Raw genomic sequence first — 15941 nt, 5'->3', positions numbered from 1 at the left:
CGACACCGCCGCCCGGACCGGGAGGCATCATGACTGAGCTCTCCCAGGCCCCCACCTACGAGCGGCCCACCGCCCTCGATGGCGCACACCTGGCCACGCTCGACGGCCCGCACGACGTGCGCGCCCTGTCGACCGGACAGCTCGCGGCCCTGGCCCAGGACATCCGCACGTTCCTGATCGAGAAGGTCTGTGCATCGGGCGGCCATCTGGGCCCCAACCTGGGCATGGTGGAACTGACCATCGCCCTGCACCGCGTCTTCGACTCGCCGCGCGACGCCATCCTCTTCGACACCGGCCACCAGGCCTACGTCCACAAGATCCTGACCGGACGCGCCGCGGACTTCGACCGGCTGCGCCAGGCGGGAGGACTGTCCGGCTATCCCTCGCGCGCCGAGTCCGTACACGACTGGAGCGAGAACTCCCACGCCTCCGCCTCCCTCTCCTATGCCGACGGCCTGGCCAAAGCCCATGAACTACGCGGGTACCGGGACCGGTCGGTGGTCGCCGTCATCGGCGACGGAGCGATGACCGGCGGCATGGCCTGGGAAGCGCTGAACAACATCGGCGCAGGCGAGCGTCCGGTGGTCGTGGTCCTCAACGACAACGGTCGCTCCTACGCCCCCACCACCGGAGCCCTCGCCAACCAGCTGCACACCCTGAAGCTTCCCGGTGCCCCCACCGTCTCGGACCAGGCCGGTGCGAATCTGTTCACCCAGATCGGCTTCACCTACCTGGGTCCCGTCGACGGCCACGACACCGGAGCCCTGGAGGCTGTCCTGGAGCAGGCCCGCATGCTGCGGCGGCCTGTACTCGTCCACGCGGTGACCGTCAAAGGCTCGGGATTCGGGCCGGCCGAGGGCGATGAGGCGGACTGCCTGCACGCGGTGGGCACCGTGGACGCGGTCACCGGCCGGCCCGCCCCGGCCTCCGGTCCGCCCGCCGTTTCGTGGACCAGTCTGTTCGGCCAGGCCCTGCTCGAGTTGGCGGGCGAACGCGAGGACCTCGTGGCCATCACCGCCTCCATGCTCAGGCCCACCGGCCTGTATCCGATGGCGGTGAAGTACCCCGAGCGGGTCTTCGACGTCGGAATCGCCGAACAGCATGCCGTCACCTCCGCGGCGGGTCTGGCCATGGGGGGCTTCCACCCCGTGGTCGCCCTCTACTCCACCTTCCTCACCCGGGCCGCGGACCAGGTCCTCATGGACGTGGCCCTGCACCGGCTGCCGGTCACCTTCGTCCTGGACCGGGCCGGCATCACCGGCCCCGACGGCGCCTCACACCACGGCATGTGGGATGCCTCCCTCCTCGGCATCGTGCCCGGCCTGCGGTTGGCGGTGCCCCGCGACGGCGTACAACTGCGGTCGCTGCTGCGTGAAGCCACCGCGCACGAGGGACCCACCGCTCTTCGCTTCCCCAAAGGAACAGCCGAGGACGGCCTGGACGCCGTACGCAGCGCCGGGAGTGTGGATGTCCTGTCGGAGTCCGGGGTCCGGGACGTCCTCCTCGTCTCCTACGGACCGATGGCCCCCATGTGCCTGCAGGCCGCCACCCGGCTCACCGAGCAGGGGATCGGAGTGACCGTCGCCGACCCGTGCTGGGCGCTACCGGTCGCACCCGAACTGCTCGACATGACCGCCCGGCACCGGCTGGTCATCACCGTGGAGGACAACTCCCGCACCGGAGGCATCGGCAGCACCCTCGCCCAGACCCTGCGGGACAAGGCGATCACCACCCCCGTCCACAATCTGGGGCTGCCGCGCGCCTTCCTCCCTCACGGCTCCCGCGCACAACTGCTGGCCGGCGCCGGCCTGACGGCAGAGCAGATCGCCTACGCGGTCCTGCGCGCCCGTGCCGGAAAACCTCTCGAGCACTCCGCCATCACGGACGGGAGCACTCAATGACCGCCGTCGGCCTCCCCATGCCCACCGTTTCCCCTGCACCGGTGCGCCGCCGCTGTCGGCAGATCCGCGTCGCCGATGTCCCAGTAGGCGGCGGCGCACCGGTCTCCGTCCAGTCCATGACCACCACTCCCACCGCGGACGTGGACGCGACGCTGCGGCAGATCGCCGAACTGACCGCGGCCGGATGCGAGATCGTGCGTGTCGCTGTGCCCTCCCTGGACGACGCCGACGCCCTGCCCGCGATCGCCGCGAAGTCGAAGATCCCCGTCATCGCCGACATCCACTTCCAGCCGCGCTACGTCTTCGCCGCCCTGGACGCCGGCTGCGCCGCGGTGCGGGTCAACCCCGGCAACATCAGGGCCTTCGACGACAAGGTCAAAGAGATCGCGAAGGCTGCCACCTCGGCCGGGGTTCCGATCCGCATCGGCGTCAACGCCGGGAGTCTGGACCGGCGGCTGCTGGCCAAGTACGGCAAAGCCACCCCCGAGGCATTGACGGAGTCCGCGCTGTGGGAGTGCTCCCTGTTCGAGGAGCACGGCTTCACCGACCTGAAGATCTCCGTCAAGCACCACGACCCCATGACCATGGTCGCCGCCTACCGGCACCTCGCCGCCGCCTGCGACTACCCCCTGCACCTGGGCGTCACCGAGGCCGGCCCGCCACCCCAGGGCACCGTCAAATCCGCGACCGCCTTCGCGATCCTCCTCAACGAGGGAATCGGCGACACGATCCGCGTCTCCCTCACCGCACCCCCCGTCGAAGAGGTCAAGACCGGCCAGCAGATCCTGCAGTCGCTGGGACTGCGCGCCCGCCAGCTGGAGATCGTCTCCTGCCCCTCCTGCGGCCGCGCCCAGGTCGACGTCTACGCCCTCACCGAACGCGTCACCGCTGCCCTGGACGGCTTCCCCTACCCGCTGCGCGTCGCGGTCATGGGCTGCGTCGTCAACGGGCCGGGCGAAGCACGCGAAGCCGACCTCGGCGTGGCCTCCGGCAACGGCAAGGGCCAGATCTTCGTCAAGGGCGAGGTCGTCAAGACCGTCCCCGAGTCGAAGATCGTCGACACCCTCGTCGAGGAAGCGATGCGGTTGGGCGAGCAACTGGCCCCGGAAGCCACCGAGGAGGAGAGCCGAGGGTGAGCGCGCAGACCCCGGCCACCCTCTTCGACCAGGAGGCCGTACGCCGCGCGGTGGACATCGCCCGCCCCGACCACCCGAGCGGTCGCATCGCCGCCCTTCCACCCCACATCACGGCCGTACTGCGTTCCCTGGCCTTCACCCATACGTCGAGGACCACATGACCAACCCGCCCGCAGTACCCGAACCGGCTGCCCTCCCCCGCCGTGTTCTGCTCGCCTCTCCCCGCGGATGGTGCGCGGGCGTGGACCGCGCCGTGCTCGCCGTCGAGAAGGCCCTGGAGCAGTACGGGCCGCCCATCTACGTCCGGCACGAGATCGTGCACAACAAACACGTCGTCCAGACCCTGCGGAACAAGGGCGCCATCTTCGTCGAACGCACGGACGAGGTACCCGAGGGAGCCATCGTTCTGCTGTCCGCCCACGGCGTCGCCCCGACCGTCCACGCCGAGGCCGCCGAGCGCAACCTCGCGACCATCGACGCGACCTGCCCGCTGGTCACCAAGGTGCACAGGGAAGCCGTCCGGTACGCGCAGCAGGACTACGACATCCTCCTGATCGGCCACGAAGGACACGAAGAGGTCATCGGCACCAGCGGCGAAGCGCCCGACCACATCACCGTGGTCGACGGCCCTCAGGACGTCCCAAACCTCTCGGTACGCGACGAATCCAAGGTCGTCTGGCTCTCCCAGACCACCCTCTCCGTCGACGAGACCATGGAAACCGTCAACGCCCTCAAGGCACGCTTCCCGAACCTGACCTCCCCGCCCAGCGACGACATCTGCTACGCCACGCAGAACCGCCAGACCGCGGTGAAGAAGCTCGCCGAGGACGCCGAACTCATCATCGTCGTCGGCTCCAAGAACTCCTCCAACTCCGTCCGCATGGTCGAGGTCGCCCTCGACGCCGGCGCGCCCGCAGCCCACCTCGTCGACTTCGCACACGAGATCGACGAAGCCTGGCTGGAGGGTGTCACCACGGTGGGCCTGACCTCCGGCGCCTCCGCCCCCGACGTCCTGGTCGACGGCGTACTCCAGTGGCTCGCCGAACGCGGCTACGACCATGTCGACACCGTGACGACCGCAGACGAGTCCATCACCTTTGCTCTCCCACACGAACTCCGTCGCGATCTGCGATGACACCGCAGGTCCCGGGGCGGCCGTGCTTGCGGGTCTCCGATCGCGGCCTCACTCCCCTCCAGGTGACCATGGCAAAGGGAAGCCAGCCGGCGTCGCACGCCCGTCGGTCCAGGAGGTGGCCAGACTGCACACCACACTGTCCGTCGTCTTCGCGATCTGCGCCGCACTCAGCAACGCCGTCGCGACGGTGCTGCAACGCAAGGCGGCGCTCACCGTGCCGAGCTCCCAGGGGTTCCGGGCCGGCCTGATCCTCGATCTGCTGCGACGGCCCATCTGGCTGGCCGGCATCCTCGCGGTGATCGCTGCCGCCGTTTGTCAGGCCTTGGCGTTGGTCACCGGGCCGCTGACGATCGTGCAGCCGTTGTTCGTGCTGGAACTGCCCCTCACCCTCATCGTCGCCTCGCTGCTGATGCAACGGAACCCGTCGGGCACGGGCTGGCTCGCGGTCGCGGTGGTCGTGTTGGGGCTGGCGGTCGCGCTGGGAGCTGCAGCCCCCTCCGGCAATCGCACACACGTTCCACTGGATCGCTGGATTCCCGCGCTCGCCGTATGCGTGGGCATGGTGTGCGTCCTCGCTCTGGCCGCCCTCCGACGACCGGAGGGACGCGCCCGCGCCGCCTGTCTGGGCGCCGCCACGGCCATCAGTTATGCCGTGACCGCGGCACTGATGAAGGCCGCCACGCACATCCTCGACGATCAAGGGCTGGCCGCCTTCTTCTCCGCCTGGCAGACGTACGCCTTCGCCGCGACCGGCGTGTGCGCGCTGTTCCTGCTGGAGAACGCCATGCAGGCCGGTCCGCTGGTCGCCTCCCAGCCTGCGCTCACCCTCGGCGACGCGCTGGTCAGCCTCGCGCTCGGCATCACCCTGTACGAGGAGACGGTCCGCTCCGGATGGTGGCTGGTGCCCCAGCTCCTCGGTGTCGCCCTGATCGCCGTCGGAGTCCTCGCACTGGCGCGGATCCCACTCACCCAAGCGGTGGTGGCGCCGGAGGAGGAACGACAGGAACAGAGCGGGTAGCGGAGAGCGGCCGCCTGCTGCCGTTCACCCGGAGGTGCCCGGCAACAGGCGGTCGATCTTCGCCGAAGGGATGGATCTGCGGCTGGTCCGCCTCGCCGGTCGGTCAGCCCGCGAACACCCTGCCCTCCTTCACGACGTAGTGCGTCGGGTCGGAGCAGCCGATGGACGGTGTGATCAGCAGGCTCACCGTCAGCGGCGCGGGCTCGGTGCTCGCGGTCGAGAAGTCGCAGACGGCGCCGCTCCCCGTCAGCGGGTACCAGAACCACCCGTCGACCTCGCCCACGGTGACCCGGTCGGACTCCTTCCAGGCGCCCCCGCTCTGCGTGTAGACCTGAAGCCGTACGGAAGCGGCGTACTCGTCCTGTGTCGACCTCAGGGCGGTCAGCGTGATCTTGTAGTCGCTCCCGAGGACGGACGAGGCGATCTGCCGCTTCTGCGGTGCGGCGGTGCCGGCGCTGGAGGTGCTTGCCGTGGCAGTCCCGAGGACTGCCGCCATCGCGAGCGTGACGGCTGCCGTCGCGGCGTATCGGGTGCGGGTGCCGGTGCGGTTGCTCATGTGTTCCCCCGTGGAACCGAGTTGTACTGGATGGTCTGATTTGGCGCGTACGGTGGTAAAGACCATTCACCTCCCCTCAGGGTTGTACGCAGCTTCCCGAAACGCGCCTTCCCGAAGAGACATTGCCGCTACGGTGCGCCCATGAAGGCAGCGGTGCACAGCCGGTACGGGCCACCTGCTGTGGTTCGGATCGCCGAGGTGGAGAAGCCCTCGGTCGGGGACCATGACGTTCTGGTGCGGGTGCACGCCACCACCGTCAATCGGACCGACTGTGCCTACCGGGCGGCGAGGCCCTTCTTCATGCGCGCGCTCACCGGCCTCACCCGCCCGAGGCGTGCCGTGCTCGGGACGGAGTACGCCGGAGTGGTGGACGCGGTCGGCAGTGGTGTCACGTCCTTCTCCGTCGGCGACCGTGTGTTCGGGTACAACGAGGGAGCGTTCGGCACCCATGCCGAGTACCTGTCGGTCCCCCAGGACGGCGCCGTCGCCACCATGCCAGGTGGCGTGACCTTCGAGGAGGCCGCTCCCGGTACCGAGGGCTCGCACTACGCGATGTCGTTCGTCAGGACCGCCCGTGTGCGGGCCGGGCAGGACGTGCTCGTGTACGGCGCGACCGGGGCCATCGGGTCGGCGGCCGTACAGCTCCTGAAGCATCACGGTGCCACCGTGACCGCGGTGTGCGGCAAGGCCCAGTTGGAGCTGGTGAAGGGCCTGGGCGCGGACCGGGTCGTCGACTACACGGCCCAGGACTTCACCCGGGACGAGCAGCGCTACGACGCGGTGTTCGACGCCGTCGGCAAGAGCACGTTCGGTCGCTGCCGGCGGCTGCTGAAGCCCGGCGGTGTGTATCTGTCGTCGGAGCTGGGCCCCGGGTGGCAGAACGTCATCCTGCCGCTCGTCACGCCGCTGTTCCGCGGGCGGAGGGTGAGGTTTCCCCTTCCGCAGCAGAATCAGCAGGTCGTGCGGCAGATCCGGGATCTGATCGAGGCGGGGGAGTTCAAGCCGGTCGTGGACCGACGGTATCCGCTGGAGCGGATCGTCGACGCCTATCAGTACGTCGAGACCGGGCACAAGATCGGCAACGTCGTCATCACCGTCGTACCGCAAACCCAGTCGTCATCTTCATCGCCGTCGTCGACGGAACGCTAAGAGGACCGGGGTGACGGGGGCCCAGCGGTGGAGGCGGTCCGGGCGTAGGAGGTGGGGGATCACGTCCGCCGGGCGGAACGGTACCCGTCAGTCCTGTGAGGTGGGCGGTGAAGTGGGCGCTCCACTGCCGGCGTTCGACGTCCAGGGCGAAGGCCGGCATCGTCAGCGTGTACTCGTGGGGCTCCAGGGAGAGTTCCTCACGCATGCCGCGGCGCGCCACCTCGTGCAGATCGGGTGCGTTGCGGCCGGCCGAGTCGATTTGGCGGGAGAGTCCCTCGTTGACCGAGGAGCCCCACAGGCCCGGGCCGGAGCGGACGGCCTGGGCCCGCCGGCTGACGACGAGCAGGTGATCGGCCGACCACGGCCGGTCACGGAACGGGAGCGTATGGCCTCGCGGCGGGCTCGCTCGGCCAAGTCCCCCTATCCGTAGGCCTATCCGGGCCTACCCGCCGCTGGTGACGCGGGCTTGCCACAGGTCGCGAAGGAGCGCGATCTCGGCCATGTGGTGGATGAGTTCGAGGTTGGCCCCCCAGAGCACGGAGATGAACGGCTCGTCGGGGTCGGAGCCGTACGGATACTGCGAGAAGCCGACCGTGTCGAGCTGCTCCTCGGTCATGGCGCCGACACTGTCGCGCCAGCGGTCGATGAGCGTCCAGAACCGGTCGAGGGCCAGGGTGGCGGAAGGGGTGAAGTCGACCAGCATTTTGGGTTCGTGGCGTCGTTCGCCGAAGGTCCACTCCCATTGGCCCGCGAAGCAGTAGTGCAGGTGCCCGAGCCGCCACGCGATGGTGGTGACCGGGGTCTGGTCGGGCTCCGGCTCGCCGGTGTGGGCGAGGATCTGCTCGACTCGCTCGACGCTCACACTCCAGTCGTCGGCGATCTTGGCGACGCTCATGCCGGCGGCGGCCTGCCGGGCCACCTCGGCGTACTCGTTCGCCGGGATCTCCGGGGCACCGAGGTCCAGCACCCAGTCGCCGGGGCCGAACGCCCTGGGCGTCGTCGCCTCGCTCCGACGCCGGATCGACCAGCAGCCGGGTACGGGCTCCCACAGATACTCCTCGTCGCCGAGTCCCGTCAGTCGTACCTCGGCCATCTCCCTGGCTCGGTCGAACTGGTCAAGTAGCAGGCCGAAACGGTCGGTTCGTACGCCTTCGCTCTCCATGCCCGGCTCCCTTCGAGGTCACCCCGCACCCGCTGCGACGAGGCGGAGGCTAGCCGCCGGCCGGGGCGGGGCGCGACCGAATTCCACGCCGATTTGGCCGATTGGCCGACGTCGGCGCGCGCTACGGCCGCGGGAATCGACCCGCCCTTGACACGCACGGAAAACGTCGTACGGAAACGTCGTACGGGACGAATACCGCGAGGCGCACGCGCCGTAGCTCGGACGGGAGTTCGTCCATTCGCCCGACGAGGCGATATCGCTCGCCACATCCACGCGGTGATGCTTGTGCATGCCCGCGTCAACCACGGACGGTGGGTGCCGTGGCGCGTCCACGAGGGGGCGTGGAGCGGTCTTCTGGGGGGAGAACCGCCATGGGCGTCAGGACGATCGAGCAGGTCGTGTCGCGGTACCATCCCATCCTCGATGTACCGAACCTGCGCATGGGGTTCGGCCGGGACGGATTCGTCTATCTCGTGATCGGGGGCCGGCCCGACGGCCGTGCGTTACGGCTGCGGGCGGACGGCTCGGAGCAGACCTTCGCCCGGGCCGGGTACGCGGCGCAGGCGATCACCGCCGACGCCGGCGGTGTGATCGCGACGGCCGACGCCCACTTTCCGCACCGGATCACCTTCTGGGACACCGACTTCAACGAGCTGGGCCACTACGACGAGTTCACCGCCGACGACGACGCCGGGTACTTCTCGCCGGGAGGTGTGGAGGCGGCCGAGCGCGGTGGGTTCTACGCCATCGACCAGCATGCGCGGCGGGTGCTCAAGCTAGGCCCCGGCGGCCTGGACAGGCCCATCCCCCTCACGGGGCTGCCGCCCGATCTTCCCGACTCGACCATCTCGGCGAAGGGCACGGTCGGCCTGCGGGTGGCGGAGGGCGCGGACCGGCTCTACACCGCGTGGCCGTCCAGCGCCGCGGTCCCGGGCGGGTTCATCAGCGCCGCCACGCTCGACGGGGTGCAGCGCTGGAGCCTGCCGGGCAGGGTCTCGGGCCTTACCCTCAGCGCCTTCGACGCCTCCGAGAACGGCTGGCTCCACGTGGTCTTGGGCGGTGGGCGAGAGCACAAGGTGGTCGTCTACGACCAGGAAGGGCAGCAGCGGCGCACGGTCCCGATCGAGCCCGTCGGCGGCGACCACGTGGTGCAGGACCTGCGGATCCGTGACGGCAAGTACTTCGTGAAGCGGAGCGACCCCCGGTTCCTGTTCGAGACGTACGACGCCGCCACCGGCGAGCGCCTGGGCGCGGTGGACGCCGACGTCGAGAAGCTCACCGTGGCGTACGGGTCGGAGCGGCACGACGCGGACGTGTGGACGGCCGGGGCCGCGATGCCTCTGACCGTGACGCACAGCCCGGGCAGGTGGGCGGACAAGCCGCACTTCAGGGTGTGGCTGCGACCGCTCGGTGTCCCGGAGTTCACCGAACTCCCGCTGTCCGGCGGCACGGTCACGCCGCCCGCTGACACCCGCGGGCTGTACCAGCTGCGGGTGACGCCCGATGTCGCGGGACGGCAGACCGAGTACGTCGTGGACGGCATGATCGAGATCCGGCCGCCCGGCGAGATCAAGGGCTCGCTGTCCATCCTGACGTACACCGTGGACGAGAGCATCACGCCGCCGCCTCCGACGCCCAAGGTGACCGGCAAGAACCGCTTCTACTACGGCCGGGGCGAACCGCTCCTGGTGAAGATCGTGGCGAAGTCGGCACCGGGCACCCCGCTGCCCGGCTCGGTGCGGGTGAAGGTGCTGCGTGACGGTGCGGTGGTCGGTGAACCCCGGGACGTCACACTGACGGGCGGCGGCGGGGAGTTGAGGTTCGACGCGGACTTCACTCTGGGTCTGGAGCCCGGCCGGTACGTCATCGACGCCGATCCGCAGCCCGGCTTCACGGTGGCGCCGCAGTACCTGGAGATCGGGCAAGGGCTCGTCCGGCGGCCGGAGTTCCACCTCACGTGGTACAGCGACATCTACGCCTCTCGCCATGCGAGTTTCCCGGTCGACCCCCGGGACGTGATCAAGGACTCAGCCACCCAACTCCCGCCCCGGCCCGTGGACGCGCCGGACACGATCGAGGCCCATCTCGCCAGGGCCGAGGCGCTCGGGCTCAATCTCTTCGTCGATCGTCTCGGCGCTCTCGGCTGGTCCACGCACCTCGTGGACGGCCTCGTCGACTCGGACTTCGCAAAGCGCCTGGACGGCGACCCGAAGGCGGTCTCCGCACTGAAGGCGGACGTCGAGGACACGGCCCGCCGTACCCTCGCCGGCTACGGAGCACGCGGCATGGAGGAGCAGGCCGTCCTTCTCCAGAACGACACCTATCTGCCTCTGGACTGGCCGAAGAACCACGAGAACCGCGACGAGACGGAGCTGAAGGCCGAAATCCGGAAGGTCACCCTGCGGCTCCGTCCCTACGCCGCCCTTCGCGGCTGGACCTGGGGCGCGAACTGGTGGCTGGCCCAGCACGGCGCGGGCCACGCGAAGGACGAGGACGAGCGGGGCAAGTACACCGTGGCGGCCGAAAAGGCGCGGCGGACGGGCGAGTGGTCGCCCGTCCTCGACACCGTCACCGACCGTGCCTTCGCCTACAAGACCGACCTGGGCGACCACTTCCGCGGCGAACTGAACACGGTGGCTCCCGCCCTGATCAGCGCGATGACCGCGCCCTACCGCGAGCCCCAGTGCCCGCCCCAGATCATCTTCGCGTCCGCCGACGAGGTCGATCTGCACTACCAGGGCGAGCAGGCCCCGGCCCCGCTGACCTCCGCCCACATGGTCGACTTCTACCGGCGGGCGGGCAAACCGGCCTGGGGTCACCCGGAGTTGTTCAACGACGACGGCACCGGCGGGATGATCCTGCCCACCCTGTTCCTGCAGGCGATGCGCGGCCCGGACGGCACCGGCATGGTCGGCGACGCGGGTGCCCAGCACATCGAGGGAATCCTCGACTACAAGGAGCGCGGCGGCGGCAGCGGCTCGAAACCCGGTGACCCGCGCGCCGGGGGCGCGGGCAAGATGTCCGTGCTGCGCGCCGCGTTCGACCTGATCGCCCGGCTGGGCCCGGCGATCGCGGGCGCCGAGAACGCGAACCGCGTCGCGATCGTCGTCTCCACCCGGATGCTGCGCCTGGAGACCTACCACACGCTCGCCAGCATCTACTTCCTGCGGCTCTACGAGGCGTACGCCGCCTGTCTGCACGCCCACCGGCCGGCGTCCTTCCTCTTCGCCGAGGACGCCGACCCCGAAACCCTGCGCCGCTACGAAGCCGTACTCCTGGTCGGTCAGACGGTCGACCTGGACCCCGGGCTGGAGCTGGCGCTCCGGGAAGTGCACGCTCCTCCCCCGGCGAGCCCGGCCGACCCGATGCCCCCGGGGAAGGTCACCGTGTACGCCGACGGCACCTGCCTGGCCAAGTACCGCAGCGTCTTCCACCCGCTCCATGCCGACACCGGCGCCGATCGCGTGGTCGATCCCGACGAGATCGTCTCCTTCAACCGGGTCCAGGGCGAACAGGTCGTACAGAGCGACGACACGGCCTACCACCGCCTGCGTCGCGCCTTCCTCGACCAGGCGGCGTCGGTGGGCAAGGCCCTGGTCCGCGTCCCGCCGGTCGCCGAGTGCGACAGCCCGGAGGTCCTGCTCAGCGAGTGGCGGGCCGGGAACGTCACCTACATCTGGGCCGTCAACAACACCATGCTCGACTGGGAGCCCGGGCTCGCCTGGCGGGTGGGCCTGATCTGTGCCCAGCGCATCCCCGTCCGGGCGACGCTACGAGTGCGCCTGCCCGCGCTGCACCATGTCGTCGATGTGCTCACCGGCAAGCGGGTCTCGCTGCTCGGCGGCGAGTTCACGGCGGACCTGCGGACCGTACCCGCGCGGCTGTACGCGGTGGTCCCGCTGCTGCACGACCCGCTGCCGTCCGCGTCCGAGGAGGCGTTCGGCCCGCACGCCCGGGACGTCGCGCTCTCCGCGGACGGCCGTACGGCCATGGTCAACGCCTTCAACTGGGACCACAATCTGTACGGCCTCGACCTCGCCACCGGCAGGACCCGCTGGCGGCAGCGGATCGGCCACCACTTCGCGTACGCACCCGCGGCCCGCCCCCAGGGCTTCGCGGCACAGGGCTTCGACGTGCACGCCCCCGAGGGCTACCACCTGTATCTGCTGGACGCCGCCGGGACACCCGAGCGCCGGTTCGCCCTGTTCGGGCTGCCCAAGAAGGCCACCGACTGGGCGAAGAGCGAGTGGGGTTACGACTACGGCCTCAACAACTTCGCGCTGGCGCCCGGTGGTTCCTGGGTCGCCACCTCCGGCGACCTGGGCCTCGCGGTCTGGGACCGCGCGGGGCGCGAGAGGTGGACGCACGAGTGGTGGGCCCAGAACCGCAGGGTGCCGCTCCGGCTGCTCGCCCTCGACGACGACACCCTGATCACCTTCGCCGAGAACACCATCTCGGCGCTCTCGGCGGCGGACGGCACCACCCTGTGGTCCCTCGACGTCGCCGGTCGCGCGAGCCTGGGCGGGACCTTCAACGGCGGCGCCGTCAGCGGGGACCGGCGTACGGCGGTGATCTGGTCGGAGGCCGACGGCGGGCGGGTGTACGTCATCCGTGGCGGCCGGCTCCTCAACACCCTGCCCACCGCCGCCAGTGAGGTCTCCGTCTCCGCCGACGGGTCGTTCCTCGTGGTCACCTCCCGCAACCAGCTCAAGGCGTTCGACACCGAGCGCGGGTTGCTGTGGACGTACACCGGGGACGATCTGCTGCGCCGCCCGCGTGTCTCGCCCGACGGCACCCGCGTCGCCGTCGGCAGCGAACTCGGCACCCTGTCCGTACTGAAGCGCGACGGTGCCCTGCTGGCCGCCACCGATCTGCGGGCGCTGCCCGTGCCCACCTGGCTGCCGGGCGGTGACCTGCTCGTGGCGACCTGGATGGGCACCGTGATCCGCTACCGCGGCGCCGGTCTCGCCGACCTCCGGGAGGTCTGGCGGACGCGGCTGGTCCCGCAGGAGGAGGACATCCGGCCCAAACTGTCGGCGCCCGATCAGGTACCGGTGGTGCGCAGGGCCGGCTGGGGCAACGCGCCCGAGCACCCCCTGGAGCTGACCCCCAATCTGATCGCAGACACCCACGCCTTCTTCGACATCAGGATGATCAACCCGACCATCCCGATGACGCCCCAGAACGACTTCGGGCTCCTGACCGACGGCAGCGCCGAGCCGCCCCCGCGGCCGTGGCTGAACTGGACGGTCCTCAACGGCCTGGGGCACAACCGGGACAACGAGTTCGTCTTCACCGTCGACACCCTGCGCACCCAGGTGAGGCTCACCGGCATCACGTTCGCCGAGGATCCGGCGCACCCGGAGTCCTGGCTGCGTGACGTCCTGCTCCAGTGGTGGGACACCGAGCGGGGACTCTGGCGCGACGGTCCGATGCTGCTGTCCGACCGGGCCGTGCATCGCCATCCCATCGATCCGCCCATCGAGTCCGCGCGCTTCCGGTTCGTCACCACCGGCGGCGGTGCCTGGCCGGCGGGAAATCTCCGGCTGGGTGCGCTCGTCTTCCACGGCGAGGTGCTGGGCAACTCCCACCGGGACGTGCTGCAACCGAAGCCGCTAGCCGTTCTGTTCGACGAACGCGAGGACGATCTGCGCGACCTCGTGCTCGGCGAGCCGGGCTCCCGCGTCGTCTTCCAGCACGGCGACGCGTACTCCGGAACCAGGTGCGTGCGGCTGAACGACACCGTGGAGCGGCATCCGCTCCACCCGAACGGCTTCTTCGGCCACGCGGTCCACGACTGGGACTTCGAGATCGTGGAGCATCCGGCGGGCCCGGGTCAGTACCGGTACTTCCAGTTCGCATGGCGGGCCCTCGGCCCGCAGACCGGCGGCATCGGCCTGCGGATCGGGCCCCCCTGGCCTTCGCCCGCCGTCGCGGTGACCGTCGGCGACTCCGTGTGGCGGCCCGACTCGGTCATGGCCCTGCACCGGGTCCCGGGCGCACCGCCCACCACATGGACAACGGTGCGCCTGGACCTCTGGCAGCTCACCGGCGGGAGGCTGGCCCGCGTCCGCAGCCTCAGCCTGCGCAGCGACGGCGGCGGGGCCCTCTTCGACCAGCTGGTCCTCGGCCGCACCGAGGCCGATCTGCCTCCCCCACCGGCCTGACCGGCGGGGCCAGGGGCCGGATGCGTTTCACAGGGTGCTGACGGCTGTTCGGGCCGCCTCGATGAACTCTTCGAGGCGGTTCCGGAAGCGTTTCTGTGCTTCGTCGAAGCGTTCCCGTGCCTGTGGTTCGTCCTGGGAGACGCGAGCGAGGGCCGAGTTGGCCTCCGACGCGGCCTCGAGCACCTCACGGGCGGCCTGCGCCACGGGGTCGGGACCTTCGAGCACGATGACGCGCACGCAGCGCATGAGCGGATCGAAGGCGTTGCGCAGTTGCGTCCGGAGTTCGTCGACGCCCGCGAGCCGGTCGGCCTGACGGGCGAGTTGGACGTACACGTCGCCGACTCTCCAATACAGCTCGCCGGTGACATGCGCCTGCTCCATCAGGTCCAGATAGGCGGTGCGTCGGCTGCTTCGTACCCGGTCCCGGTGCTGACCCTGTAGGGAGGTCTCGGCCTGGACCCTTGCCGCGCGGGCGTTCCCGAGGGTGGTCACCCAGCTGGCCAAGACCGCCGTACCGCCGGTGAAGACGGCAACCCACATTGCGCTGTCCCCCATGATCCCCAGTCTCGACGGCCGGCTTCGCCCTGTCGAGGTCGCCTCACCTCGCCGCCATCAAAACGGATAGCCAATCCGGATCTGCTATCGTGATGCCAACCGGATAGTCCATCCGCATAGCTCATCCACCTACGCAGAACGGGTCGGTCACGCAATGAAGCAAACAGCAGTAGTCACCGCAGGAACGGCGGGAATCGGGCTGGAGACCGCCCTGGGCCTCGCCGAGGCCGGCCTCGCGGTCATCGTGGTCGGGCGCAATCCCGAGCGCGGCGCCCGTGCGATAGAACAGATCAATGCCACCGGGCCGTTGCACTCCGCACGGTTCCTGGCCGCCGATCTCTCCTCCCTCGACGAGGTCCGCGCCCTCGCCCACAGGATCGCCGCGAGCGGCCCCCTGACCGTGCTGGTCAACAACATCGGGGCGATGTTCCCGGACCGGCAGGACTCGGTCGACGGGATCGAGGCGTCGTTCGCCGTCAACCACCTCTCGCCGTATCTGCTCACCGAACTGCTGCTGCCCGCTCTGCGAGCCGGCGCGCCGAGCCGGATAGTGAACGTCACCTCCGGCGCGACCGGGGTCGCCAAGCGCGTCTTCGACGCCGTAGAGCCGCCGGGTGGCTACTACGGCTTCCACTGGTACGGCCGCGCCAAGCTCGCCAACCTCGCCTACACGCTGCAGCTGGCCGGCCGGCTCGAAGGCACGGACGTCTCGGTCTTCGCGGCGGACCCGGGCGGCGCCGCGACCGACATGACCAACGGCACCATGCGCGACCCGAAGATCGTCTCGCCCGGCCTGCGGCTGCTGTGGCCGCTGGTCCGGCGCAAGTTCGAACGCTCGACCTCGGGACCGGCGTCCATTGCGGCCCGCCCCTCGATCTTCGCCGCGACCGACCCCTCGCTGAGCGGCCGGACCGGCGTCGTCATCGGACCCCGCGCACAGCCCGTCGCCCCGTTCCGCTCGGCCACGGATCCACGCATCGCCGAAGCGGTACGCCATCTCAGCGAGCACCTCGCGCCGCTCACGCCCGTGACGAGCACCGGAGCCGATCGCGCATGACCGGGCCGCGAACGGCGTCGACGAGGAGCCGGGCGATGGCAGCCACTGCGGCCGCCCCAACTTTTCGGCCCCATGCCGTAGTTGACTGAACGGAAAGTCATGCGG

Annotated in this window: 11 protein-coding genes; 8 read left to right on the top strand and 3 right to left on the bottom strand. The window is 70.1% G+C overall.

Annotated features, from left to right (window positions below):
- Window positions 1-29: 29 nt before the first annotated feature.
- From ACFQ6S_RS04820 to ACFQ6S_RS04800, 5 genes are all read left to right on the top strand, one after another.
- A complete protein-coding gene (locus ACFQ6S_RS04820; RefSeq protein ID WP_383403514.1) occupies window positions 30-1901 on the top strand; it encodes a 1-deoxy-D-xylulose-5-phosphate synthase in 1872 nt (623 codons plus the stop codon).
- Window positions 1898-3037 carry a flavodoxin-dependent (E)-4-hydroxy-3-methylbut-2-enyl-diphosphate synthase gene (ispG, locus tag ACFQ6S_RS04815; RefSeq protein WP_383403511.1) on the top strand — a complete coding sequence of 380 codons (1140 nt, stop codon included), beginning with the start codon at window positions 1898-1900 and terminating at the stop codon, window positions 3035-3037. The genes ACFQ6S_RS04820 and ispG overlap by 4 nt, the downstream gene beginning before the upstream one ends.
- Window positions 3034-3198, top strand: a complete 165-nt coding sequence (locus tag ACFQ6S_RS04810; protein ID WP_383403508.1) for a hypothetical protein — start codon at window positions 3034-3036, stop codon at window positions 3196-3198. The genes ispG and ACFQ6S_RS04810 overlap by 4 nt, the downstream gene beginning before the upstream one ends.
- A complete protein-coding gene (locus tag ACFQ6S_RS04805; protein ID WP_383403505.1) occupies window positions 3195-4172 on the top strand; it encodes a 4-hydroxy-3-methylbut-2-enyl diphosphate reductase in 978 nt (325 codons plus the stop codon). The genes ACFQ6S_RS04810 and ACFQ6S_RS04805 overlap by 4 nt, the downstream gene beginning before the upstream one ends.
- Before the next feature lie 124 nt (window positions 4173-4296).
- Window positions 4297-5190, top strand: coding sequence for a DMT family transporter (locus ACFQ6S_RS04800; protein WP_383404326.1), 894 nt, complete (start codon window positions 4297-4299; stop codon window positions 5188-5190).
- Between the two features lie 103 nt (window positions 5191-5293).
- Here ACFQ6S_RS04800 and ACFQ6S_RS04795 read toward each other — a convergent pair whose 3' ends face one another.
- A complete protein-coding gene (locus ACFQ6S_RS04795) occupies window positions 5294-5746 on the bottom strand; it encodes a hypothetical protein (protein ID WP_383403503.1) in 453 nt (150 codons plus the stop codon).
- A gap of 141 nt (window positions 5747-5887) precedes the next feature.
- Between ACFQ6S_RS04795 and ACFQ6S_RS04790 the strand changes: the two genes are divergently transcribed.
- Complete coding sequence (locus ACFQ6S_RS04790; RefSeq protein WP_383403500.1) at window positions 5888-6895, top strand: NAD(P)-dependent alcohol dehydrogenase; 1008 nt, start codon at window positions 5888-5890, stop codon at window positions 6893-6895.
- Between the two features lie 442 nt (window positions 6896-7337).
- Here the strand turns inward: ACFQ6S_RS04790 and ACFQ6S_RS04785 are convergent, their stop codons facing one another.
- Entirely contained in the window at window positions 7338-8057 is a 720-nt protein-coding gene (locus ACFQ6S_RS04785) for a DinB family protein (protein ID WP_383403496.1), read from the bottom strand.
- 371 nt (window positions 8058-8428) lie between these two features.
- Between ACFQ6S_RS04785 and ACFQ6S_RS04780 the strand changes: the two genes are divergently transcribed.
- Window positions 8429-14224, top strand: a complete 5796-nt coding sequence (locus ACFQ6S_RS04780; RefSeq protein ID WP_383403493.1) for a WD40 repeat domain-containing protein — start codon at window positions 8429-8431, stop codon at window positions 14222-14224.
- A 27-nt stretch (window positions 14225-14251) separates the two neighbouring features.
- Here ACFQ6S_RS04780 and ACFQ6S_RS04775 read toward each other — a convergent pair whose 3' ends face one another.
- Window positions 14252-14779 (bottom strand): hypothetical protein, encoded by a 528-nt coding sequence (locus tag ACFQ6S_RS04775; RefSeq protein WP_383403490.1) that lies wholly within the window; start codon window positions 14777-14779, stop codon window positions 14252-14254.
- Between the two features lie 154 nt (window positions 14780-14933).
- On the opposite strand from ACFQ6S_RS04775, the gene ACFQ6S_RS04770 reads away from it, so the two are divergent.
- Window positions 14934-15836, top strand: coding sequence for an SDR family NAD(P)-dependent oxidoreductase (locus tag ACFQ6S_RS04770; RefSeq protein ID WP_383403487.1), 903 nt, complete (start codon window positions 14934-14936; stop codon window positions 15834-15836).
- Window positions 15837-15941 lie beyond the last annotated feature (105 nt).

The organism is Streptomyces sp. NPDC056479, assembly GCF_042795335.1.
In the GTDB taxonomy this organism is placed as follows: domain Bacteria; phylum Actinomycetota; class Actinomycetes; order Streptomycetales; family Streptomycetaceae; genus Streptomyces.
This window is presented reverse-complemented; position numbering and strand designations above follow the sequence as displayed.